Genomic DNA, 22484 nt, shown 5'->3' with positions numbered 1-22484 from the left:
GGCAAGATCGAACGCTTCCACCGCACCATGGCCGACGGCTGGGGCTACGCCCGCTGCTACACCTCAGAAGCCGAACGCCGAGCCGCCCTGGCAGCATGGCTCCACGAGTACAACCACCACCGACCCCACACCGCCTGCGAGAACAAGCCACCAGTCACCCGATTGATCAACCTGCCGGGTCAGTACACCTAGGCGTCTGGCGCTCCCTCGATGGCACCACCGTCCACGCCGCGAGGGTGACGGCCCTGGCGATCTTCGACGCCCTCCTCGCCGACGAGGTGGCGGCCGAGCTGAGCATCCGCACCAACCGGGACGGCCTGATCGCCACGTTCGAGGAAGTTGCTGCCGTCCGCAGCTGGATGCTCTCCCGACCACCTGCTCAGGCGCCCGCACCAATGCCCTGGTGTGTCGTCGGGCCCGCGCGCGTGACTCTCAGGTGAAGGGCCACCACCATCGGTGGCGCCTCGGAGCCGGGGTGCCTTCACGCCGAGTCTTGGCCGCTTCATCACGAGGTGGGACTGCGGCCCGGACTTGGTCGAACGTCTCGATGAACCGACGGACCTCGGCCTCGTACTCCAAGCGCGAGAAGACCAGCGGGCCAACGAACAGGTAGTCCTCAGGGTCGTCGTCATCACGCCCGCCGGCCGTGTCCCATCCGAAGTCGCGCCAGACCACCGTGTCAGGGTTCCACTCGACCGCCGCCGTGATCGCACCGCACGACAGGTCGCCGCACGCCGCGCAGATGAAGATCGGGACGCGGCCGTTGGCGAGTGGTGCGGGGGCCTCCCCGAGCAGGCCTCGAGCGTCATCGAACATCCCGACCGGCCAGTTGTGCACGAACAGCGGAACGTTGTCACCGACGGCGCCGTCCATCGAGTCGCTACCGATTGCGCTAGCGAGGATCGCTCGCGGCGCCTGTCCATCGACCATCGGCTCCCAGAAGTGCGGCCCGAACTTGCGCGACTCTCCTGGCACCAATGTGAGTCGATTCACCATGAACAGATCATGCCCCGGGGAGCGCCTTGGCCGGTTCGATCATCGGCATATCAGATGTCGTCAGCGCTTCTCCCAGGGCGCAGCAAACCGTCGATGACGGCCTGGACGCGGGAGTGTGACGCGGACCGGGGGAACCAACCCACAGCTCAGAGCCGCTCGCCGAGGCGGCTCACGCTGCTGCAGGCTCCGTCATAGAAGTCCTCCCGCCGTCGGCGTTCGCCTGTGGTTTCCAGATCGGAGAGAGCAGCCATTGAGGTCGTTATCGACCCATCGAGCTGGGCCGCGTAGAACTCGGTGCCGTCGTCGTCACGTGTCCGCCCAAGGACAGCCCCGCGGGCAGCAAGGAGGTTGTCAGCGGCACCAGGGCGCACCACCACGACCTCGAAGAAGTCGAGGCTGAACGGCCGCTCGTCGCAACTCTCGTCATCGCTCAACGTCGTGTCCCCCTTTCACCTTCCGACGAGCGCGGCGCCGCGCGCTCGTCGTCGCCCGGGTAGGGATTGCGGCGGTAGGTCTCCGGGATCTGTGGGCGCTCCTTGTCACGCACCCGGACCACCTCATCACGCCACGCCTGCAGGACCTCCTCGAAGGCCGCGACCGTCATTACCTCTGGGTCGAACATGTCGTAGTCCGAACTAGCGACGACCTGGCCCTCGACGACGGACAACGCCGTCGCGTTCCCTCCCTGGAACGGGCCCGTCTCTCCTGCGGTCACCATCCGGCGCACCTGCGAGAGCGCACGGTCGATCCAGTACGTGGAGACCGACAGCTCCGCAGAGCCCCGCGGCGGCAGAGGGCTCACCGCGTCAGCGAGAGCCTCGTCGAACCCGACCCACCCCAGCCCGAGACGCACGTAGGGAGTACCGTGTTTGGCTCGTACGAAGGTCACGTCCACACGAGCATCCTGCCCGAGCGCGCGCGAGATGGCCGCAATCCGGGGGCGCGGGCCGTCGAGCCGCAACGGAGCACAAGCGTGAGTCGTCGAGTACTCACGTGAGTACTTCACGACCCACGCCCGGAGCCGCGGAGCACGAGACATCGTCTCGCTCCACGCTGCAACACCCTCGTTTGCGAAGAGCCGGCATGGTCTCCCTGCTCCAGGGGTGGGACCTATCCCGGGCGCAGCTATTGACGTGCCCGCTCTCGATGAGACTGCGACCGTCGCCAGCTCCTTCGCGTCTCGTGCAAGACCGGGCGCGTGGTTGTCCAGGAGTTCGCTCGCGGGAGCTTCCCCGACGGCTTGGTGTGGCACCGCCTCTGAGCGGCAATGTGTGCCCGCGGCGCGGCAGCAGCGGACGTTGCCTCCCGAGCTGGCTCCGGCCAGGCTGACACCATGTCGAAGATCGACGATCTCGAGCGGATGGTCGAGTCACTCCGCCGCCAGCGGAACGACTGTGAACCGAAGTCGAACCAGAACCCGCGATACCTGCGCTACTCGAGCGCCGTGTCCGCACTGCTCTGGTTGATCGACGACCTGCGCGCCGAAGAAGACGACTGACCGCGCGAGCAGCGGCATGACCGGGTGCTCACCTCGCGGTCGCCGTCATGGCAATCACAGGTTGCCCGAAGCCGTCAATGTGTGCAGCGACGTCGTCGTGTGGCGCGCGAATGAGGGCCAGGTGCACGGCTCCTGTGGCGAAGTCGAGCTCGGGATCGACGCCATCAGGGGCCGACTGAAGGCTGACGACGATCTGCACGGGCAGCCGCGTGAGGGTGATGGCCTGCGGCAAGAGACGTCTGGCGACTGTCAGCCCATGGCGAAGCAGCTCGATCCGCCATGACGGGTCGGATGCGGGTGTCTGGGTGTCCAGGTGAATCGTGTTCACCCATCGCTCGGACTCGAAGTCATCAAGGGGGCTCGGCGGGGGCGTCTTGTGCTCCGGGCGTGCGAAATAGAGGCGCCCGCCGGAGCGGACGAGCCCGGCCCGGACGAGTTCCTCCAGGTCGGACGGCAGGCCGGGCTCGCAGTCGTCTGCGGCCGCTGCCCGGAAGACCGGCTCCATCGCGGCATTCACTGCGATCTCCACGCCGTCCAGCATGGCGGCAAAGGCCAGCGTGCCGCGCAACGTGTCCCGACGGCGGCGTGTCCGCAAACTCTCGCTGGCAGACTCGCTCGCATGCGCGACGACCGACCCAGCGTCGACTACGACGAGCCCGACGGACTGCTCACCGTTTCCGCCGACGGTGTCTCGCTTCTGATCCGGATCCAGCGCAGCGACCTGCAGTTGCTCGCCGGGATCCCGTCGGCCTGGTGGCTTCAGCGGAGGTCGATCGCCGCGGGGACGGCCCTGGGAAATCGCGTCTTCTGGTGCCGAGACGACGAGGCCACGAACACCGCCGTGATCCTCGTGGGCCGCGACGACGAGACCTGGGAGCTCGCGCTGCACCTCCCTCTGGACCTCGTGATCGGCCTGGCCACATAGGGGCCTGGCTGACGCGACGGGCACGCCGCCAAGCTGGCGGCGACCGACGCCGGCGCCACAATGGCAGCGCCCCGATTCGGGACGAGCGCTCGACGCCATGCCGTCGAGCCGCAGCGGCATGAGCGGACGCTTGGGCGGACGGTGTCGAGCAGCGCCACCGAACGACTGCGCGCGTCTTCCAGTCAGGCGGGACTCAGCCTCGGTGGAACAACCGGCGAAGCCAACCGCCTTGGCTCGGCCGCACGAGATGTTCTTCGCCGTGTGCCTTCATCGCCGCGGCTGCCCTCGCTCCGATCTCAGACGCCGACGTGGCATCTGAAGCAGGCAGTAGCCGCTCAATCTGAGGGTCGTAGCAGACGAGTCCCTGGTCTCGCGCAATGGCCGCCAGCACGTCCCTCGCGTACGTGGCGCCGGAAAACGTCATCGGGAAGTAGATGAAGTCACCCGCGGCTTCGCCGATCAGCGGCGAACTCGCCCACGGACACTCATCACCAGCGTCGTCGTCCAGGTCCGGGTACCGAGCGAGCGCGGCCTCGACGAACGCCCGGATGGCCGGAGTGGCAGACGGGGGCCCACCGGCTTGGTCAAGCGAGGCCTCCAGGGCGTCCATGCGCCGCTCGTACTCATCGGTCGCGGCGCGGGCGCTAGCCGGTGCAGTCCCTGCCCACACCGCCAGGTCGTATGACATGGAGCCATCGTGGCAGAAGGAAGTCACCACGGGCTGGCGCCCCGAGCCCGGCATGACCGTGTAGCGGTATGCCGCCATGCCGGATCGTGGCATGTGCGGCCACCCCTCACGATGAGTCGCGGTCCGGCCGGATCCCCACTTCTCGATCGTTGGTCGCACTTCCATCCTGCCGCCGGGCCTAGCCCTCCCTCACACCCCGGCGGGCGTCACCACCTCATGAGCCACAACAGCTAGACGGCTTCGATGACGAGAACAGTGCACCGCGTTGAGGGCACGACGGCAGAGGCGGCGGTCCGAGCCCATGGCTGGCAGACCGTCGATGACGGACTGGACGCGGGAGTTGGCACGGACCGGGGAAGCAACCACCGGCACCGTGGTGCAAGCAGATTCGCAGCCCGCCATCGCCTCGAGACCGCCGACGCCGCTCGCGCATCGGACACTCGCCCAACACTAACGATGCACGGCCGACGGCGGGCTCCTGGCGCCTTGGGTCAGTTCGCGCCGTCGTCCCGAGTCGTCAGATCGTGCGGGCAGCTGGTCAGTCCCCGGACCTCGCTCTCGCAGTCGTCAACCGCCTCCGCGTACAGCTTTGCGAGTCCGTCCGCGCGCAGGACTGTGAGCGACCGCAGATAGGCGGCCCGCGCGTGGGAGTGGAGTGTGCGGCTCCACGCCCGCGTGAGAACGGGAACTGCGGCGGCTTCGCCGACCCGGCTCAGCCCGGCGGCCAGGTCCTCGGTCGAGAGCCAATCGCCGTCGTCGACGGCCGCGTTGAGGAGACCCACCATCTGCTGAGCTCGCACGACCAGGTGGTCCCCAAGACCCGCTGAAGGTCCGCCGCGACGAGCTGCGTCGTGGCGCGAACCTGCGCGATGTCCCTGAGCACGCGCCAAGCCTAGGAGCGCATCCGCGCGTGGGAGGGGTCCAATTCTGAGACGCCCGGCGGAGACTGCCGTTCGCGCGATCCGCGCGCGGAGGTCGGCGGTCCGCTCGAGGAATCCGGCGGCCACCATGACGAGCCTCGCACGGTCGATAGGCAACGGAGCGGTGACGACACCACTGGCGGCTGGAAGGATCGGCTCATGACGACTCGGGCCCGGGATGCACACCCGTGCCCGGTCACGATCACGCGCGCCCGGTATGGCGGCATTTACGAGCCCGGCGAGTGGCTGGCGTTCGCCCTCACCCCTAGCGAGCTCCCGAACGAGTGGAACGCGGACGACGTCACGTGCCTGAGGTTCTGGGAGACGCGCCACGACGTCGGCGGCGGCAGCAGCCCCGACGAGGCCTATGCGGACCTGCTCCGCCGCGCCCGAGGCCACGAGGAACCCACCGAGTCAGCCCCGGGTGGCATGCCATAGCGTGCCGTAAGGGGGTTCAGATCAGTGCCTCTGGGTTGATATCCGTGTAGGCAAGGCTGCGGAACGCCGTGGCGAATCCAGTACTCGGGGCGTGAAGACCCCGGAGGCCATGGGCGCGGCCAGGATGCAGTTGGGGTGTCGGTTCAGGGTGGCGCACTCGGGTCGTATCGCGCAGTGGTCCGGGGCCGGCGTCGGCGACCGCTAGAGCCGACGGCGGGCGGGTCGACCAGTCCCAGAAGCGCGAGCGGGAGACGTTGAGCCCCGGCAGGCCACCGCGACGAAGATCTCGTCGGCGAACCTCGGTGTTCAGTGGTTGCTCGGCGCCGGCGCCAATCCGACAGGATGAGCGCATGCGGTGGGATGACGCCGAACGGTCACGCCTTGAGGTTGCGCTCAACGAGTCGGACGTCGTCGGCGTGCGGCTGACGCCGTCCGGTGACGTGGACATCCTGCTGCACGTGCTCTCGCTACCGCGCTCTGGCCCGCTCCTCAAGGACGGACGCCGACGCCTACGCCTCACCGCAGCATCCGAGCTCCGATTCCTGCTTCGCGCTGACCAGGCCGGCAAGCACGTCTCAGATCAGCCAGTGATACCCCTCGTCGACCTCGAGGCGGTCGAGCAGTTCTTCGACTCGTTGGCCTGGGGAGGTTCGATCTACGGTTGGCGGTTCTTCGACGATCCGCAGCTGACAGCGGACTGGCCTCCCGAGTCAAGCCTCGCGGTCCGACTGCAGGACACCCCGACGGACCATCACACCTTCTACTGGTTCAACGAGTGTGGTCTCGAGGGCCCCGGCGGGGCCGCTGGCTACTGCATCGAGGGCACTGTCACCTTCGGCGATATCCGCGTGTTCGACGCGGTCGGCAGTGAGCTTCCCGTCGAGACCTTCATCGACGACGGAGTCCGGTACTGGAACGCCGTGTACGCCCGCGACGAACGCCTGTCGGTCGAGTCGCAACAGGCGGCGCAACAGGGCGCGCCGCAGTGGCGCGGCTGGGCGACCGACGGTCAGCCAGCGGTTGGGGCCTCCTGACACGCGGTTCGCGGCATGACCGCGCACCGGCTCCCGAGCAGTCCGGCACGGTAGAGAATCGTTGCCGTGACACCCGATGCTGCCGGGCCGGGCCCGCTCGCAAGGATTGCCGAGGGCCTCGAGCGCATGACGGGCCGCGCCCATCGGGTCGACGGCAGCGAGGTGGTGGGGCCGGGGACGACCTCGTTGGTCATCGCGTCCCACCCGGAGGTTGTCGACACAGAGCAGTCCGCGCACCTGGACATCGGCTTCGCCCTGAACCGAGCTCGCGACGACTCGACCGTCTGGGACCGCGCATCCGGCTTTGGCGCGACGCGATCCGACGCCGTGAACGCAGCCGTCGACGCCTGGCTCCAGACCACAGCGCCGGTGGTGCTGGAGCTGCTCACCCAAGAGGGGACCTTTGCGGACCACTACTCGAGCGCCGAGTGCGGGCTGCCCGGTCGTCACGCCATCCACGGCGCGATCCTTGGCTGGGGAGTAGGTGACGGACCCGACCAGCTCCAACAATGGTGGATGGCCAACCCCGTCCTTCCCCTCATCGCTCCGGCCCTTGAGCACAGGGAGTGGCCCGTCTTAGGGGCACTCCGCGTCTTCTTCGGCTCCCAGCGCGGCCAGAGCACTGCCGAGGTCCGGCTCAACGGGACTCCGTTGGTGCAAGCCGCCGAGCTCCTTCTCCAGCAGGACTGGCCCCGCTTCCAGCAGCCCGCCTACGCCCGTGCATTCATCTTGTCGATTCCCGAGTGACCTAACGCGCCAGGGCGCCCAGCCCGCGGCTCCCGAAAGCCCTCGGCCCCCGTGCTCACCGGCGACGCGACGCGGCGGGGCCAGGTCCAGGCGAGCCGGAGGATGACGGCGAGCAGGATCACTTCCAACGCGACGGCGAGCCAGTAGTAGTAGGCCCAGGACTCGCCCACCGCGTTGAACGTCGCGTAGGGGACCTGGACCGATGCGACGACGAGGTTCGTGATCCGGCTCGCGCGGGCCGGCAGCAGCGCGGACAGCACGATCATCAGGATGGGGATGGCCATGAGCGTCAGCACGGTGATCGCCCAGGCCTGGGTGATGTCGAACTCGAAGACGACGCCCACCAGGATGTCCTCGATCTTGCCGGGCACGTAGAAGCCCACGATGTCCACGTAGACGTACAGGAACATGAAGGCCGTCCACGCCGCGACGAGCTTGGCTCGCACCCGCAGTCGCGACTCGTCCAGCGCGGCGGTGCTGTCTCGGGGTGTTCTCATCATGGGCTCCGGTGTCTCGGTGAGGTGTGGCTCCTTCACCATCGCCGCCCCCCGTGCCGGGCACACCCGCCTGGGAGCCCGACTTGTCCTGGCCGTTCGTGCAGTGGACTTCTCGTGCTTTCGGCTGATCCGCCCCTCTCGGCGCGTCCCTAGGCTGGCCGCATGGTCACCGACGTCCTGCACGGGCTGTGGGCCGAGACTCGACCGGCGAACCCGCCCGCCCGGGTCTCCCAGGACTGGGCCCTCGTCGCCACGCTGACCGTCTGGTCCGTGGCCGAGGCGGTGCTCCGTGACGACCTGGTCTCGCGCCCGTTGGTGCTCGTCGCTGTGCTCGCGGCCCTGGCACCCCTGCTCTGGCGACGCACTCACCCGCTTGGTGCCGTCGTCGCCTCGTTCGGCCTGCTGACGGTGGTCGACGTCGTGCGGATCCTCGCGGGGCAGGGTGCGGTCCTGCTGACGAGCGTCGGCGGGGTGCTGGTCCTGGCCTACTCGCTCTTCCGCTGGGGCGCAGGTCGCGAGGCGGTGACAGGCCTCGGTGTCATCGTCGTCTGGTTGACCGTCAGCCTCGTGGCAGACCCGACGAGCCTGGCGGATGCGGTGGCCGCCTACGCCTTCTTCTTGTTCTCGGCGGCGCTCGGCGCCGCTGTCCGGTACCACGCGCGGAACCGCATGCGTGAGATCGACGACGCCAAGGCCCGCGAGCGCGAGCAGCTCGCCCGCGAGCTCCATGACACCGTCGCCCACCATGTCTCCGGCATCGCCATCCAGGCCCAGGCGGGACGTGCCGTCGCCTCCTCGGACCCCGCACGCGCCGTCGACGCCCTGGTCACCATCGAGGACGCCGCCACCCGGACGCTCACTGAGCTGCGCGCCATGGTGGGCGTCCTGCGCGCCTCGCAGGACGCGGAGCTCGCGCCGCAGCCCGGTGTGGCCGACCTCGAGCGGCTTGCCGGCGATCTCGCGGCGCGTCCTCACGTCCAGGTGACGCTCTCCGGCGAGCTCGAGGACCTCAACCCCGCGGTCGGGGCCGCGATCTACCGCCTGGCGCAGGAGTCGGTCACGAACGCTCGCCGGCACGCCCGCCACGCGACGCGGGTCACCGTGGATGTCGTCGGCGACGCCGAGGGCGTACGGCTGACCGTGGACGACGACGGGGCCCCGACGACGGCCGGCGGCGGGGCCGGAGGCTACGGCCTCGTCGGGATGAGGGAACGAACGATGCTGCTCGGTGGCACGTTCCACGCGGGCCCGAGCGCCGACCGTGGCTGGCGGGTCGAAGCGACGCTGCCCAGGACCTGGACCGCCCGGTGAGCATCCGGGTGCTGATCGCCGACGACCAGCTCATCGTGCGCACCGGTCTGACGATGCTGCTCGACGCCCAACCCGACATCGAGGTGGTCGGCGCGGCAGCGGACGGCCGTGAGGCGGTGCGTCTGGCGCTCGAGCTCCGCCCGGACGTGGGCCTGTTCGACATCCGGATGCCGCTGATGGACGGCATCGAAGCCACCCGTCGGCTCGCCGGACCCGATGTCGCCGACCCCCTTCCGATCGTGGTGATCACCACCTTCGACCTCGACGAGTACGTCCACGGCGCGCTCAAGGCCGGTGCCCGCGGGTTCCTGCTCAAGGACGCCGGTCCCGCGCTGCTGACCCAGGCGATACGCGCCGCGGCCGACGGGGACGCGCTCATCGCGCCGAGCGTGACCGTCCGCCTGCTCGCAGCGTTCGCGCACTCGCAGCCCGGACCCGCACGGCAGCCCAGCGAGCCGCTCACGCCCCGTGAGGAAGAAGTGCTCGTCCCGGTGGCGAAGGGCCGCACCAACGACGAGATCGCCACCGAGCTGCACATCAGCACGAGCACCGTGAAGGCCCACCTGGCCAGCCTCATGAGGAAGCTCGACGCCCGGAACCGCGTGGAGATCGCCATGTGGGCCCATGAGACCGGCCGCGTGTAGCGCTCGGCGAGGCTCCGACGGGACGTCGTTCTCCGCGTAGGTTCGCAAGTGTCCGACCAGCACTCATCGATGACACGCAAGCGCCGCGCCGATGACGCCGCCCATGCGACGACGCGAGCGGCACGGCCGATGACGCCGGCAGCCCGGCTGGGCCGCCCCGGGCCTCAGTCCAGCAGGGATCGAAAGGTCCGCTCGACGTGCCACACCAACGGCATCCCGAGTGCGTCGCTCGGCAGCATCCACCGGAAGTCGTCGTGCTCTTCGGCGCTCAGGACAACCTCAGGAACAGCTGACGGAGAGTGCAGGAGATACGTGATGGTGTGAAACACGAGGGGGCGTCCCTCGGTGTCCGCGTTCTCATAGTGAGCGACCTCAGGTCCAGCTGTGGCGCGGATGCCCGCTTCCTCGAAGCACTCGCGAACCGCAGCCTCTGCTGGTGACTCACCCTCTTCGACGGTCCCACCGGGGATGTCCCACCGGCCGCCCATGTAGCGCCCGTCACGCCGTCGGAGGATCAAGTACGCGCCGCCCTGCTCGACGAGGCCATGGGCGACGTACCGGTTCGCAGTGGGCATGCCCGCACGTTAGCGGCCGACCGCGAAGCCTGAGGGCGGCCCCTTCGGCGCTCGTGGGTCTCTCCCAGCGGCGGCGTCAGCCAGGAGGGCATCACAGGCCTCTCAGCCTGGCGGCATTCCCCGAACCGCGCGCAGAACGTCGCCACGACCCGCCATTCCTTCATCCTTCCGGTCCGCGCCGTTCCTCACAGGCCTGCCGACGTCACCCCGCTGGCCGACCCCGCGCCGACCGGCACCTGGTCCTTCCCCGCGCCCCTGGGCACCCAGCCCGTCGTCGAGCTCCCGTTCTCCGAGGTCATCACGGTCGACCGGCACCTGCATGTCCGCGACCTGCACTCCTACCTCAACACCGCTCCTCTCGACGACCTGCACGACGAGACGACACCCCCGCCGTCGGCCACCGACGAGGACGGGCGCTCAGCCCAGCGATTCGTCGTGGACGTCGTCGCGCGTCGTGGCGACCGCACGCGTCGTGTCCGCGCTACCGGCCGTGACATCTACGCGGTCACCGCGCCGATCGTCGTGGAAGGCGCGGCCCCGCCTGCTCGCGGGCCAGCACGACGCCACCGGAGCCCTCGCGCCGGGACAGGCCTTCGACGCCGCCGACGTCCTGGGTGCCCTGCGACGGGACGTCGACGGCTTCGAGGTGCGCCCGGGCGAGCAGACCACCGATCGCCCGACGCCGGTCTGACCGCTGCGCCGCATCAGCCGCCGACGCCCACGTCGTTGATCGGGGCGCCGTCACCTTCGGGCGGCAGGTCACCGCGCTCGACCGGCTCCTCGGGCACCGGGACGTCGGAGAAGAGCTGGTCGAGATCGTTCTGCGGGGGCACCCGTACCGCCTCCGCGGCGGCACGCAAGGTCGCCGGCGCGACCCCCTCGCCGTCGAGCGCGATGAACGCGTCGCCACGGTCGACCACGCACCGGAGCGCCGGAGCGGGTTCCGGTGCGTCGGGGAGGTCGGCGCACGGCACGTCGTCCGGGCCGGCCTCGCGCGAGGTCGTGAGAGCGACGATGGAGAGCGCCTCGCCGTCCTGCCTCACGTAGATCGCCGACATGCCGTCATCACCCATCACGCCAACGGACTGCGTGTTCAGCGTGAACCCTTCGATCTCGGTCACGTAGACGAGCTCCGGGGCGATCCCCACCGGCGCCGACCACCGGGCGATCTCGGTCGGCGACGCACCGTCGCGAGTTCCGAGGCTCCCCGCGCAGCCCGCGAGGGCGAGCACGACGAGGACGATGGCAGCGCTCCGAGCGGTGGTCACGAGGCACCGTAGCGGTGCCAGCCCGTCGCGATGTCGCCTACGGGTCGCGGATGCACGGAGGTCGATCGCGACGCGGCGTCCACCCGGGACGCCCACCGCGTATCCCGGATGCATAACGCCAGGTCACGCCATGATCACGCGGGTACCCCCTGGGACACGGAAGGCCATCGTTCCGGTCACGACTCGGCTACTCCGACCATGAGCGAGCACCCATCCCCCTAGCGTCCGATCAAGACGCCACGACGACGGAGATGGGGCAGACATGAGGATCAGCCACCGCAGGATGACCGGTCTCACCGGAGCGTTGCTGGTCGCCGCGGTCGCGTTGACGGGCTGCTCGGCGAGCGGCAGCACGTCGGACGGGCGTGAGGCCGTCGGGCCCGGGCCGGACAACGCCGACGTGCCCTACCCGGACCCCGAGACCTCGGAGCTCGCCGTTGACCCCGACCTGACCGACCCGGCTCAGGACGCCCTGTCGACCTTCGCGCTCGACATCGACACCGGCTCCTACACACGCTTCCGCGACGCGGTCGCCAACGGGATGTCGATCGACCCGAGCGAGGTCCGCACCGAGGAGTTCGTCAACTACTTCGCCCAGGACTACGCAGCACCGGAGAGCGGGCTCGGCGTCAGCGTCGACGGCGCCGCGCTGCCCTTCGAACCCGAGCACCGGCTCGTCCGGGTCGGCATCAGCAGCGCCCCCGTCTCGAACGCAGCCCGCGACGACGCCGACCTCGCGCTCGTCGTCGACTGCTCCGGGTCGATGGGCGACGCCGGGAAGATGGAGACGACCAAGACGGCGCTGCGCACCCTCGTCGCCTCGCTCCGCAGCACCGACCGGGTGGGCATGGTCTGCTACTCCACCGAGGCCCGCACCGTCCTCGAGCCCACATCCCTGTCGGAGCGCGACGGCGTGCTCGCGGCCATCGACGACCTCGCACCCCAGGAGTCCACGAACGCCGCCGCCGGCCTCGCACTCGGCTACGACATGGCGATGTCCATGCGCACCGAGGGCCGGATGACCCGGGTCGTCCTCATCAGCGACGGTGTCGCGAACGTCGGCGAGACGGACCCGGACGGCATCCTGTCCCGCATCAGCACGGAGGCGAAGTCCGGGATCAACCTCATCTCGGTCGGCGTCGGCATCACGACCTACAACGACCACCTGCTCGAGCAGCTCGCGGACCAGGGCGACGGCTGGCACGTCTACATCGACACCGAGGCCGAGGCCGAGCGCGTGTTCGCGACGGGGCTCACCGGTTCGCTCGTCGTCGCCGCCACGGACGCGAGGGCGCAGGTCGAGTTCGACCCCGCCCAGGTGTCCGGCTACCGGCTCCTCGGCTACGAGAACCGCGCGATGGCCGACGAGGACTTCCGCAACGACGCGGTCGACGGCGGCGAGGTCTTCGCGGGGCACACGACGACGGCGCTCTACGAGGTCGCCCTCCGTGACAGCAAGTCCCGCGAGCCCTTCGTCACGGCGACGGTCCGCTACCTCGACGACTCGGGTGCCGCCGTCGAGCGCTCGAGCACCCTCGCCGGCTCCGCCTGCGCCACGTCGCCGCGTGAGGCGTCGCCGCGCCTGCGCCAGGACCTCGTGGTCGCGCTGCTCACGGATCGCCTGGTCGGCGGGCCGTGGTCGAGCGTCGTGAGCGGCGAGGACCTGCGTGCCGAGGCCGAGACCCTGCCCGCGGCGCTCGACGGCGACCCCGACGTGACCGAGCTCGTCGACCTCGTCCACCAGGTCACCACCTGAGCGGCGGCGCGTGGTCGTCCCGCCACGTGTTCACTGGCCCGATGACCTTCGCCCCGATGCCGGCCGAGCTCGCGACCGAGCGGTTCGTCCTGACCCACGAGGAGCTCGACGACGCCGCATGGCTCGCGGAGCTGTTCACCGCCCGGGGCGGCGGCACCGTGACCGAGGCGGACGCCCAGACGCGCATCGCCGCGATGCACGAGCTGACCAGCGCCCACGGCATCGGCGCGTACGTGCTGCGGCCCAGGGACGGGAGCCCGCCCGTGGGCTACGCGGCGATCGTGATCGGCCGCGGCTCCGTCGCCGAACCTGAGCTCGCGTACGAGCTGCTGCCCGACGCGCACGGCCGCGGGTACGCGACCGAGGCGGCGACAGCGGTGCTCGAGGCGGCATTCGCGACGGGTCGTCGACGGATCTGGTCCACCATCCGGCCATGGAACGCGGCGTCCCTGCGCGTCCTCGAGAAGCTCGGCGGGTTCGATCACGTGCGCACGACGTCCGACGAGCGTGGGGAGGTCCTCTGGTTCGCGCGCGACGCGCCGGCGGGCTGACCCCTGCACCACCGTGACGCGCAGGCGTCAGGCGGCGATCCCGAGGTCCGACCGGGTGGACCGGCGAAGGCTCCCGACGACCGCGCCGTCCGGCACGATCGCGTCGGCGACCACCCGGGCGCCCCGCGCGACGACGACGTCGGCCCCGACGCGGGCACCTGCACCGATGCGCGCGGCGTCGTGCACCCGGGTCCGCGGGCCGAGGTGGACGTTCCGGTCGACCACGACGTCCCGTCCCACGAGCACGTCCTCGTCGAGCCAGCTGCCGTCGGCGACGCGCGACCGGTCACCCACGCGGGCGCCGGCCTCCACGTAGGCGGTCGGTGCGATCGACGCGCCCTCGTGCACGAGCGCGCCTGGCGCGACCAGGCCACCCCCGTTGCCGTGCCGGACGTAGCGGACTACGCGGCCGTCGTCGTCCTCGTACTCGACCTTGGCTGCCATGCGTCTCCCTCACTGCCGTCTGTCTCCGGTATGACATAACGACCGGGCGGCTGCGGAGATTCCGCATCGTTCACCGGCGAGCCGCTCCGCGTCCCCGACATGGCACGGGGACTGGCCCGACGACGAAGGCCGGGCCGAGGCGCATGCCCCGGCCCGGCCCTCCGTGCTCATGCAGCCGCGCGCGTCCTCAGACGGCGAGTCCCGCGAGGTAGCCGGCGTTCACGGCCTCCCCGACCTTGGCGGGCGTCACGCAGTCGCCGACAGCCCTGACGCCGGGCCGGCCGGCGAGCGCCTCGGCGAGACCCGTCGCGGGTCGCACACCGAACGCCGCGACCACGGTGTCCGCGTCGACCCGGACCGGGCCGTCGGGCCCCGCCGCGGTCAGTCCCGCGGCGTCGACCTCGGTCACGGTGTGGCCGGTGAGGACGCGCACCCCGTGCTCGGCGAGCTGGCGGACGAGCGGCAGCTTGTTGAGGAACAGCATGTCCCGCGCGATGTCGTCGGCCATCTCGACGATCGTCACCTCGTGCCCCTCGATCGCGAGCTCCAGCGCCAGGTCGGCGCCCGAGAGCCCGCCACCCGCGACGACCACGCGGCGGCCCACCGTCGCGCCCTCGTGGACCGCGAGCGCGTCGACGACGTTCGGCCCGTCGAGGCCCGGGACCGGCGGCGCGAAGGGCACGGAACCGGTCGCGACGACGATCTCGTCCGCGTCGGCGAGCTCGGGTGACGTGGCGTCGATCCGCGTGCCGAGGTGCACGGTGACCGGCAGGTCGGCGAGCTGCCGCGCCCACCAGTCGACCATCGACCGGAGCTCGCGCTTGAACTCGGGCGACGCCGCGGGCCACAGGACGCCGCCGAGGTGGTCCGCCTGGTCGTAGACGTCGACGCGGTGCCCGCGCAGGCCCGCGACACGTGCGGCCTCGAGGCCCGCCGGCCCGGCCCCGACGACGACGACGTGCCTGGCCGTGTCCGCGGGCGTGATCGACAGCGTGAGCTCCTGGCCGGCCTCGGGGTTGACCGCGCAACCGAGCGGCGCGCCGGCGAACTCGTTGCCGATGCACATCTGGTTGCAGCGGATGCAGGGGCGGACGTCCAGGCGCCGACCGGTGGCGAGCTTGTCGACCCACTCCGGGTCGGCGATGAGGCCGCGGCCGATGCCCACGAAGTCCGCGTCTCCCGCGGCGAGCGCGGCCTCCGCGGTCTCGGGCGTGAGGTTGCCGACGGCCATCACCGGGATGCTCAGCACCTGCTTCATCGCGCGAGCAGCCGGGAGCATGCACGCATCGCCCAGGTAGTAGGGCGGGAAGACCCAGTCCATGGCGTCGTAGGAGCCGTCGTCGGCCATGAGCAGGTCCAGCCCCGCCTCCTGGAGCAGCACCGCGATCTGCTGGGCCTCGGCGACGTCGCGCCCACCCGCCACGTGGTTGTCGACCGAGAGACGGAAGCTCACGGGAACACCCGGTGCGGCGCCCTTGATCGCCTGGATGATCTCGGTGGCGAAGCGCGTGCGGTTCTCCACCGAGCCGCCGTACTGGTCGGTGCGCCGGTTCCACTGGCGGCCCAGGAACTGGTCGATGAGGTAGCCGGTGTGCCCGTGCACGTCGATCCAGTCGACCCCTGCGGCGACGCAGCGCGCGGCAGCCTCGCCCATGCTCCGCACGAGCGCCTGCACCTCGTCGGTCTCGAGCGGACGGCACAGCGTGGTCGGGTCCCAGTAGTCGGGGTTGTCCGAGGCGGAGACCGGGGGGCGTTCCGGGGTGAACGACGGGTTGTTGCGGCCCTGCCCGGCCGTGAGCTGGACCGCGAGGAGACCGCCCGCGGCGTGGACCGCGTCGGCGACGGCGGCCAGCCCGGGGATGCACGCGTCGTCGTCCATGCGGGTCAGACCCGTGAGGTCCTCGAACGCGGTGCACGCGGCGGTCAGCTCGGTCACGACCAGGGCGACACCGCCGCGGGCGCGCTCCCCGTAGTAGGCGGCCTGCCGGTCGGAGAAGTAGCCCTCGGGGGTGCCGAGAGCGGTGCCCATCGGGGGCATGATCACGCGGTTGCGCAGCTCGACCCCGCCGACGGTGGCGGGGGCGAGCAGGTGGGGGAATGCGGCCATGGTGGCTCCTTCGCTGTGCCGTGGTGCCTTCCCCGCGAAGGTAGACCGACCCGTCTGTCTATCCTGGGGACCAAAGGCTCGCTCGATGACGGCCGGTACCGTGGGCACCGGTCAGGAGCCTCCGGACCAGTAGTGCCCGCCACCGCCTGTCAGCGCCCACAGAGGAGGAGGACCGATGACCGCGATCGCCCACGCGACCGGACCTTCCCCAGCCTCGATGCTCGGCACCCCGCTCGACCCGCCGACACCGACGTCGCTCGTGTTCGGCCGACCAGCACGCGACGGGAGCCAGTCCCCCGTCGCGCGGCGCATCCTCGACGCCGCGACGCCGCTCTTCTACGGCCAGGGCATCCGAGCGGTCAGCGCCGAGGTGATCCTGGAGGCGGCCGGCGTCACGAAGGCCACCTTCTACCGGCACTTCCCCACGAAGGACCACCTGGTCACCGCCTACCTGCTGGCGCTCGTCGAGGGCGAGAAGTCGGCAGTCGCCCGGTGGCGCGCGGAGCACCCGCACGACCCCGCAGCCGTCCTGCGCGCCTACGCGCACGCCCTCGGCGCGGAGGTCTGCCGCCCAGGCTTCCGCGGGTGCCCGTTCCTCAACGCCACCGCCGAGTACCCGGCACTCGACCACCGCGTGCGCGCGGCCGTCGCCGTGCACCGGGAATGGTTGCGCCGGACCGCGGACGAGCTGCTCGACCAGCTCGGCGTCCGTGACCACGCGACCGTCGCCACGGCGCTGATCATGCTGCGCGACGGCGCGATGGTCGCCGGCGAGGGGGGCGGGGCTCAGGACGTCGTCGACACGCTGCTCACGGCTGGCGGGGCCCTGATCCGGGCGGGGCTCCCGGCCTGACGACTGCCCACGGCGCGTCGCCCCCCGACGCTACGCTGCGGGCCAGCACCACGCCGCAGCCACGTCCAGGGGGCACACCATGAACACCACTCAGCAGCGTCATGCCGGCGTCCGGAGAGCGCTCGCAGTGGTCGCCGCTCTCGCGATCCTCGGCGGGTGCGGCGTCATCCCGACCGGCGGCGACGCCGCCGACAAGCCGCAGAAGTCGGGCCGCTCGGACACGGCAGCGCAGACGGACACGCCCCCGCCCGACGAGCCCGCGCTGGACGGCACCGTGTTCGCCGACCCGGAGGGCCGCTACACACTGACCGTCCCCGCCGACTGGGACCCGATGCACGGGGCCATCGGCGAGGGCATCGAGTTCTGGTCCGTCGGGGAGATCACCGACGACTTCGCACCGAACATCAACGTCCTCACCGAGGACGTTGCGGGCGCCACCCTGGACGAGTACGTCCAGTTCAGCCTCGAGAACGCGCCGACGCTGCTCGAGGACTTCGAGCTCATCGAGTCGACCGTCGTCACGGGACCGGACGGTCACGAGCTCGCGGTGATCGAGTACAGCGGCGGGGGCGCGCACTTCCTCGGCATCATGGCCATGGGCTCCGCAGGTTCCGTCGTCATCACGCTCACGACCACATCGGACCGGTTCGAGGAGACCCTGGACGCCGTCTACCCGTACATGCTCACCGTCCAGCCCACCGAAGGCTGAGGTCCGCCCGGACGGTCACCCGTCGACCCGAGGCGCACGGGCTCCGACGCTCGCAGCGAGGGGCCGACCGTTGTCGCCGGTCCCTCGCAGGGCTACCGTCGGTGAGAGCTCGCTCGATGACGCGCGGGCCCGTCAGGGGGAGATCAACCATGTCTGCACGTCCACGTCGCTTCGCACGTACGGCCGTCCTCACGTTCGCGTTCCTGGTCCCGACCGTCCTGGTCGCAGGATCGCCCGCGCAGGCGGTCGCCTGCAACTACGCGGGATACATCACGTACTCCGGCGACTACGCCAGGACGACTGACGTCAGCGGAGGCTGCACGCAGGTGGCCGCCCGCCACTACTACGACCCGGTCTGGAGCAGCAACAACTACTACAGCTCCTGGAAGTACGGCGGCGACGTCGCACAGTCCACCGCTGCGGCAGAGCTCATCAGCGGACAGCACACCGGCTACTGATGAGGGTGATGCCTCACCGATCGCGTCGGGTCGGGGCCGCGCTCGTCGGCGCCCTCGCGCTTCTCGTCCTCTCGTCGGGCTGCACGCTGAGCGAACCCAAGAGCTCGCCGAGCGTCGAGGGCGACGGGGGCGAGGGGGGCGAGGCCGCGGGATCGGGCGGCATCGTCGAGGAGGCGCGCAACCGGGGCGCCAGCGACGAGCAGATCGCGGTCCTCGAACGCGGCGAGGTCGCGTTCGCCGACTACGACGCCGCCGTCGGGCGCACCTTGGCGTGCCTGCGGGAGGCGGGCATCGACGTCGTCGGGGGCGAGGTCAGCGAGGCCCGAGGGTTCCCGGAGATCGACTACTCGTTCGCGGGCTCGTCACCGGGGAGGACCGACGACCAGACGCTCGCACTGGCGGACGAGTGCATCTACACCCACAGCTTCTTCGTCGAGATGGCGTACCAGACGTCACCCGCGGCGATCGAGGCCCAGGACGCGCGGTTCGAGCCCTACCGGGCCGCCATCGTCGAGTGCATCCGGGCCAACGGCGGCGACGTCGAGGACGACGCCGACCGCGAACAGGTCCTCCTCGCGGTGTTCGCGGTCCAGGACGAGGGTGTCGACTGCCTGGCGGAGTCCGGGTTCCAGCCGTGACCGGGCGATGCGCTGTTCGGGGTCACCCGTGAGCCGGCGGGCTGTCGCGTCAGGCGCGGTCGCACTCGTCGTCATCGCCGGGGCGCTCGTGAGCACCGCATGGGCGCTCGACGACCGGACGGGCTCCCCGATGAGCAGCGACGTGCCGGCCGAGCCGCTGATGGTGCCCGCCACGAGCTCCGAGCGGTCCGTCACCGTCGGCGTGGGTGTCGCAGTCGTGGAGGAGCCCGGGCTCGAGGTCACCAGCAGCCGCGGTGGGACGGTCACGGGGGTCGGCGTCTCCGTGGGCGACACCCTGGCCTCCGGCGCCGTGATCGGCACCGTCGACGACCGGCCCGTCGTCGGCATGGTCGCGCCGGCGCCGTTGTGGCGGGACCTCTCCGAGGCGGACACGGGGCCCGACGTCGCGCGCCTGCAGACCTTCCTCCGGGAGCTCGGCCTCTACTCCGGGCCGGAGGACGGGACGTTCGGGCGGTCGACCCGCACGGCTGTCGCCGCCTTCAACACGGAGGTCGGCCGCAAGGACCTCGGTGGCGCGTTCTCGACCGGGACGGTCGCGTGGCTCGGCGACGCGCCGCTCACGGTCGTCGAGGTGGTCGTCCGGCCCGGGGACGTGGTCGGCGCCGGGACGCCGCTGCTGCGCGGGCCCGCGCGTCCCGTCGCCCTGACCGTGGCCGAGCCGGTCGGTGGCGTCCCGGCCGACGACGGCGGGTTCGCGCTCGTCGTGGGCGACGTACGGGCCCCCTACGTCCCCGGGTCGGGCGCAGTGACGGACCCGGTCGCCGTCGCTGCGGTGACGGAGGTGCTCGGCTCCACCGGGGAAGGGGTCGGCGACGTCGTCAGCGCCGTGCCGCGGCGAGTGCTCGTCGTGCCGTCGTCAGCCGTCGTCGTCGACTCCGATGGTGTGACCTGCGTCTTCACGGACGCGCACGGCCGGGGGACGGTGGTCGAGCCGACGGGCGGCGGGCTCGCGACCGTCGAGCTCGCCCCGGACACCCCGGTGAGCGAGGTGCTCGCCAACCCGCACGAGGTCCGACCGGAGGTCACGTGCAGCTGAGGGTCGACGGTGTCGGGTACGCGCACCCCGGGTCCGCGCCCGTCCTGACGGACGTGTCACTGGTCGTCGAACGCGGCGAGAGCCTCGCCGTGGTGGGCCCGTCCGGCTCGGGCAAGACGACGCTCCTCGCACTCATCGGCGGGCTCCTGCGCCCGCAGTCCGGTGCGATCCACCTCGTCGACGAGCCGGGGACGCCGCCGCGACCGGTGGCGGACGAGGCGTCGTGGGTGCTGCAGACGGTGAATGTCCTCCCCGACAGGCGCGTGCTCGACAACGTCGCGGTCGGCGCCTACGCGGACGGTGCGTCGCGTGCCGAGGCCGTCGAACGTGCCCGGGAGGCGCTCGACGCCGTCGGCCTGGCCGAGCATGCGAGCAGGCCGGTCCGGACGTTGTCCGGCGGTGAGAACCAGCGCGTGGTGATCGCCCGCTCCCTCGTCAGCCGCCGCGTCGTCGTGCTCGCCGACGAACCGACCGGCCAGCTCGACCAGGCGACGAGTGCGACCGTGGTCGACGCCCTCCTGCGGGCTGCGGTCGACCGCATGCTCATCGTCGTCACCCACGACCTCGACGTGGCGGCACGGTGCAGCCGGACGTACCGCTTGGCTTCCGGCCACCTGAGCGCACCGTGAGCCCCCCATGAGCGTGGACGACCGTCGGCGCGGCGCGGCGCGGCGTCCGACGAGGGGCGGCGGGTCGACGGACCGGCGACCCGGCTGGCGTCTTCGCGTCGCGATCGACGAGGGTCTGCGCAACTGGCGCTGCGGCCGGTGGCTCACGGCGCTCCTGGCCGTCCTCCTCGTCGCGGGCTTCACGGTGCCGGCCGTCGCCGACACGCTGCAGGTCAGCCGCATGGTCGAGGACGAGCGCGCCTGGGAAGCCGCGGGCGGACGCCTGCTCGTGGCGACGAACGAGGCCGCAGGCGTCCCGAGGCTCGCCTGCGAACGCCTCACGGACCTGGCGGGCGTCGAGGCGTCAGCGTCCCTGACCCGGTTGGTCCGCCCGGCCGCGCTGGTCACCGCGCCGGGCGCAGCGATCCCCGTGGTCGCTGCGACCGAGGGCGTCGCCGACCTCCTGGGGATCGGGCCCGTCGGCTCGGGCGCCGTCCTGGCCACCGACCTCGGGCAGACGCTGCGCCTGCGGCCCGGCGACACGCTCGCGCTCACTCCCGCCGACGAAGGGCCCGGGTCCCCTGCCGGACCGGACCCAGGCGGTCGCTCCGACGGATCGCGTGCACTGCCCGCCGGGGTCCTCACCGTCGCCGCCGTCACTGATCTGTCGCTCCTCGGGGAGCAGCGCAGCGGCGGGATGCTCCTCACGGTCGCCGCGGAGGGGACCGCCGACGCGTGCTTCGTCCGGCTCGCGCCCGGGTACGTCGAGGCTGCGCGCGCGGCGCTCCCTGCCGTCCTGCAGGCCGACGGGACACCGGCCGTGGTCACGGACCGGCTCCTCGGCGGGGAGTTCGCCCGCGACTACGCGGCCGAGTACGACGGTCGCGGCCTGCGCAACGCCCCCTGGGCGATCGGGCTCGCCGCGGCGATGCTGTGGCTGCTCGTCCGATGGGTGCGCCGCGGGCAGGAAGGCCTCTACGCGACGCTCGGGGCGCGCTGGCCGGTGCGGACCACCATGCGGCTCGTCGAGTGGTGCGCGCTGGTCGGCACGGTCGCACTCGCGGCGGTGGTCCTCAGCGGCGCGATCCTCCTGCTCTCCGGGGTGGAGCCGGCCATCACGGTGCCGCACGTGCTGCGGTTCGTGCTGGTCGCGACGCTGAGCTCGACGGCCGGGGCGGCGCTCGTCGCACTCGTGCCGCTGCAACCTGCCCTCGCTGTGCTCAAGGACCGGTGAGGCTCAAGGACCGGTGAGCGGCGACCCCGCGGCCGGGTCCCACCGATCACTGGGACGCGCGGGCTTCCGGGAGGGTGCGTCGCCGATCAGGCGCCCGGCTCGTTCGTCGCGCTCAGCCCTCGACGGGTTCCAGAAGCACGAGGGGGATCACGCGGTCGGTCTTGCGCTGGTAGCCGGCGTAGTGGGTGTGGGTCGAGGTGATCCGGGGCCACAGGTCGGCGCGTTCGGTGTCGGACATCACGCGGGCCTTCATCGGGACCGCCGGCCGGCCGGCGAGCGCGACCCGCACGTCGGGGTTCGCCTCGATGTTGAGGAACCAGGCGGGGTGATGGTCGTCGCCGCCGCGTGAGGCGACCACGACGAGCGCGTCCCCGATCTGACGCGGCGACGTCAGCATGGTCGAGCGCGGCCGCCCGGTCTTGCGGCCGACCGTCGTCAGCTCGAGCACGGGCGTGGTCCCGATGCGCCACCCGAGCCGACCGAACGACACGGCGATCATCGCGCGGTGGACGGTGTTCATGGCCACGA

General features: G+C 71.3%; 31 protein-coding genes. 19 read left to right on the top strand and 12 right to left on the bottom strand.

The window, feature by feature from the left end:
* Window positions 1-192: integrase core domain-containing protein (locus tag FZ988_RS08680; protein WP_149203587.1), on the top strand; the 192-nt coding region annotated here is incomplete at its 5' end.
* Between the two features lie 44 nt (window positions 193-236).
* Window positions 237-440: a hypothetical protein gene (locus tag FZ988_RS08675; protein ID WP_149203586.1), complete on the top strand. Its 204-nt coding sequence runs from the start codon at window positions 237-239 to the stop codon at window positions 438-440.
* Here FZ988_RS08675 and FZ988_RS08670 read toward each other — a convergent pair.
* From FZ988_RS08670 to FZ988_RS08660, 3 genes are all read right to left on the bottom strand, one after another.
* Entirely contained in the window at window positions 433-996 is a 564-nt protein-coding gene (locus FZ988_RS08670) for a hypothetical protein (RefSeq protein WP_149203585.1), read from the bottom strand. The two genes, FZ988_RS08675 and FZ988_RS08670, sit on opposite strands and share 8 nt — an antisense overlap.
* A 146-nt stretch (window positions 997-1142) precedes the next feature.
* The gene (locus FZ988_RS08665; RefSeq protein WP_149203584.1) at window positions 1143-1430 is read right to left on the bottom strand and encodes an Imm31 family immunity protein; all 288 of its coding nucleotides are present in this window, start codon (window positions 1428-1430) and stop codon (window positions 1143-1145) included.
* Entirely contained in the window at window positions 1427-1891 is a 465-nt protein-coding gene (locus FZ988_RS08660; RefSeq protein ID WP_149203583.1) for a hypothetical protein, read from the bottom strand. Before FZ988_RS08660 ends, FZ988_RS08665 begins: the two co-directional genes overlap by 4 nt.
* A gap of 438 nt (window positions 1892-2329) precedes the next feature.
* On the opposite strand from FZ988_RS08660, the gene FZ988_RS18505 reads away from it, so the two are divergent.
* On the top strand, window positions 2330-2494 hold the full coding sequence (locus FZ988_RS18505) for a hypothetical protein (protein WP_188079038.1): 165 nt from the start codon (window positions 2330-2332) through the stop codon (window positions 2492-2494).
* A 28-nt stretch (window positions 2495-2522) separates the two neighbouring features.
* Here FZ988_RS18505 and FZ988_RS08655 read toward each other — a convergent pair whose 3' ends face one another.
* Window positions 2523-3023, bottom strand: a complete 501-nt coding sequence (locus FZ988_RS08655) for a hypothetical protein (protein ID WP_149203582.1) — start codon at window positions 3021-3023, stop codon at window positions 2523-2525.
* Window positions 3024-3113: 90 nt separating this feature from the next.
* Here FZ988_RS08655 and FZ988_RS08650 point away from each other — a divergent pair, with 90 nt between their 5' ends.
* A complete protein-coding gene (locus FZ988_RS08650; RefSeq protein WP_149203581.1) occupies window positions 3114-3419 on the top strand; it encodes a hypothetical protein in 306 nt (101 codons plus the stop codon).
* A gap of 193 nt (window positions 3420-3612) precedes the next feature.
* Here the strand turns inward: FZ988_RS08650 and FZ988_RS08645 are convergent, their stop codons facing one another.
* Window positions 3613-4107, bottom strand: a complete 495-nt coding sequence (locus tag FZ988_RS08645) for a hypothetical protein (RefSeq protein ID WP_188079037.1) — start codon at window positions 4105-4107, stop codon at window positions 3613-3615.
* Window positions 4108-4598: 491 nt separating this feature from the next.
* Window positions 4599-4907: a hypothetical protein gene (locus FZ988_RS08640; protein ID WP_188079036.1), complete on the bottom strand. Its 309-nt coding sequence runs from the start codon at window positions 4905-4907 to the stop codon at window positions 4599-4601.
* Between the two features lie 279 nt (window positions 4908-5186).
* Here FZ988_RS08640 and FZ988_RS18500 point away from each other — a divergent pair, with 279 nt between their 5' ends.
* From FZ988_RS18500 to FZ988_RS08630, 3 genes are all read left to right on the top strand, one after another.
* Window positions 5187-5465, top strand: coding sequence for a hypothetical protein (locus tag FZ988_RS18500; protein ID WP_188079035.1), 279 nt, complete (start codon window positions 5187-5189; stop codon window positions 5463-5465).
* A gap of 350 nt (window positions 5466-5815) precedes the next feature.
* Window positions 5816-6499 (top strand): hypothetical protein, encoded by a 684-nt coding sequence (locus FZ988_RS08635; protein WP_149203579.1) that lies wholly within the window; start codon window positions 5816-5818, stop codon window positions 6497-6499.
* Window positions 6500-6565: 66 nt separating this feature from the next.
* On the top strand, window positions 6566-7246 hold the full coding sequence (locus FZ988_RS08630; RefSeq protein WP_149203578.1) for a DUF6348 family protein: 681 nt from the start codon (window positions 6566-6568) through the stop codon (window positions 7244-7246).
* Here the strand turns inward: FZ988_RS08630 and FZ988_RS08625 are convergent.
* Window positions 7210-7743, bottom strand: a complete 534-nt coding sequence (locus tag FZ988_RS08625) for a DUF6326 family protein (RefSeq protein WP_149203577.1) — start codon at window positions 7741-7743, stop codon at window positions 7210-7212. The genes FZ988_RS08630 and FZ988_RS08625 overlap by 37 nt on opposite strands.
* A gap of 162 nt (window positions 7744-7905) precedes the next feature.
* Here FZ988_RS08625 and FZ988_RS08620 point away from each other — a divergent pair, with 162 nt between their 5' ends.
* Together FZ988_RS08620 and FZ988_RS08615 are read left to right on the top strand one after the other, a co-directional pair.
* Window positions 7906-9054 carry a sensor histidine kinase gene (locus FZ988_RS08620; RefSeq protein WP_149203576.1) on the top strand — a complete coding sequence of 383 codons (1149 nt, stop codon included), beginning with the start codon at window positions 7906-7908 and terminating at the stop codon, window positions 9052-9054.
* The gene (locus FZ988_RS08615) at window positions 9051-9698 is read left to right on the top strand and encodes a response regulator (RefSeq protein ID WP_149203575.1); all 648 of its coding nucleotides are present in this window, start codon (window positions 9051-9053) and stop codon (window positions 9696-9698) included. Before FZ988_RS08620 ends, FZ988_RS08615 begins: the two co-directional genes overlap by 4 nt.
* Before the next feature lie 164 nt (window positions 9699-9862).
* Here the strand turns inward: FZ988_RS08615 and FZ988_RS08610 are convergent, their stop codons facing one another.
* A complete protein-coding gene (locus FZ988_RS08610; protein WP_149203574.1) occupies window positions 9863-10273 on the bottom strand; it encodes an NUDIX hydrolase in 411 nt (136 codons plus the stop codon).
* A gap of 490 nt (window positions 10274-10763) precedes the next feature.
* On the opposite strand from FZ988_RS08610, the gene FZ988_RS08605 reads away from it, so the two are divergent.
* Entirely contained in the window at window positions 10764-10964 is a 201-nt protein-coding gene (locus FZ988_RS08605; RefSeq protein WP_149203573.1) for a hypothetical protein, read from the top strand.
* Between the two features lie 13 nt (window positions 10965-10977).
* On the opposite strand, the gene FZ988_RS08600 is transcribed toward FZ988_RS08605, so the two are convergent.
* Complete coding sequence (locus FZ988_RS08600; protein WP_149203572.1) at window positions 10978-11541, bottom strand: membrane lipoprotein; 564 nt, start codon at window positions 11539-11541, stop codon at window positions 10978-10980.
* 283 nt (window positions 11542-11824) lie between these two features.
* Between FZ988_RS08600 and FZ988_RS08595 the strand changes: the two genes are divergently transcribed.
* Together FZ988_RS08595 and FZ988_RS08590 are read left to right on the top strand one after the other, a co-directional pair.
* On the top strand, window positions 11825-13297 hold the full coding sequence (locus tag FZ988_RS08595) for a vWA domain-containing protein (protein WP_188079034.1): 1473 nt from the start codon (window positions 11825-11827) through the stop codon (window positions 13295-13297).
* A gap of 41 nt (window positions 13298-13338) precedes the next feature.
* Entirely contained in the window at window positions 13339-13848 is a 510-nt protein-coding gene (locus tag FZ988_RS08590; protein ID WP_149203570.1) for a GNAT family N-acetyltransferase, read from the top strand.
* Window positions 13849-13875: 27 nt separating this feature from the next.
* On the opposite strand, the gene FZ988_RS08585 is transcribed toward FZ988_RS08590, so the two are convergent.
* Both FZ988_RS08585 and FZ988_RS08580 read right to left on the bottom strand, forming a co-directional pair.
* Complete coding sequence (locus FZ988_RS08585; RefSeq protein WP_149203569.1) at window positions 13876-14292, bottom strand: transferase; 417 nt, start codon at window positions 14290-14292, stop codon at window positions 13876-13878.
* 187 nt (window positions 14293-14479) lie between these two features.
* Window positions 14480-16399 carry an oxidoreductase gene (locus FZ988_RS08580; RefSeq protein WP_149203568.1) on the bottom strand — a complete coding sequence of 640 codons (1920 nt, stop codon included), beginning with the start codon at window positions 16397-16399 and terminating at the stop codon, window positions 14480-14482.
* A gap of 175 nt (window positions 16400-16574) precedes the next feature.
* Here FZ988_RS08580 and FZ988_RS08575 point away from each other — a divergent pair, with 175 nt between their 5' ends.
* The 7 genes from FZ988_RS08575 (at window position 16575) to FZ988_RS08545 (ending at window position 21956) form a co-directional block, all read left to right on the top strand.
* The gene (locus FZ988_RS08575) at window positions 16575-17252 is read left to right on the top strand and encodes a TetR/AcrR family transcriptional regulator (protein WP_246169327.1); all 678 of its coding nucleotides are present in this window, start codon (window positions 16575-16577) and stop codon (window positions 17250-17252) included.
* Between the two features lie 79 nt (window positions 17253-17331).
* On the top strand, window positions 17332-17961 hold the full coding sequence (locus FZ988_RS08570; RefSeq protein WP_149203567.1) for a DUF1795 domain-containing protein: 630 nt from the start codon (window positions 17332-17334) through the stop codon (window positions 17959-17961).
* A 149-nt stretch (window positions 17962-18110) separates the two neighbouring features.
* A complete protein-coding gene (locus tag FZ988_RS08565) occupies window positions 18111-18419 on the top strand; it encodes a hypothetical protein (RefSeq protein WP_149203566.1) in 309 nt (102 codons plus the stop codon).
* An 8-nt stretch (window positions 18420-18427) separates the two neighbouring features.
* A complete protein-coding gene (locus FZ988_RS08560; RefSeq protein ID WP_149203565.1) occupies window positions 18428-19057 on the top strand; it encodes a hypothetical protein in 630 nt (209 codons plus the stop codon).
* A 28-nt stretch (window positions 19058-19085) separates the two neighbouring features.
* On the top strand, window positions 19086-20114 hold the full coding sequence (locus tag FZ988_RS08555) for a peptidoglycan-binding protein (protein WP_188079033.1): 1029 nt from the start codon (window positions 19086-19088) through the stop codon (window positions 20112-20114).
* Complete coding sequence (locus tag FZ988_RS08550) at window positions 20105-20743, top strand: ABC transporter ATP-binding protein (protein WP_188079032.1); 639 nt, start codon at window positions 20105-20107, stop codon at window positions 20741-20743. The genes FZ988_RS08555 and FZ988_RS08550 overlap by 10 nt, the downstream gene beginning before the upstream one ends.
* A gap of 7 nt (window positions 20744-20750) precedes the next feature.
* Window positions 20751-21956, top strand: coding sequence for a hypothetical protein (locus FZ988_RS08545; protein WP_149203563.1), 1206 nt, complete (start codon window positions 20751-20753; stop codon window positions 21954-21956).
* Between the two features lie 112 nt (window positions 21957-22068).
* Here the strand turns inward: FZ988_RS08545 and FZ988_RS08540 are convergent, their stop codons facing one another.
* On the bottom strand, window positions 22069-22476 hold the full coding sequence (locus FZ988_RS08540; RefSeq protein ID WP_188079031.1) for a nitroreductase/quinone reductase family protein: 408 nt from the start codon (window positions 22474-22476) through the stop codon (window positions 22069-22071).
* Window positions 22477-22484: the final 8 nt, after the last annotated feature.

The organism is Actinotalea subterranea (genome assembly GCF_008364845.1).
Classification (GTDB): domain Bacteria; phylum Actinomycetota; class Actinomycetes; order Actinomycetales; family Cellulomonadaceae; genus Actinotalea; species Actinotalea subterranea.
Note: the sequence above shows the minus strand (reverse complement) of the source record. Positions and strands in the feature narration are given on the sequence as shown.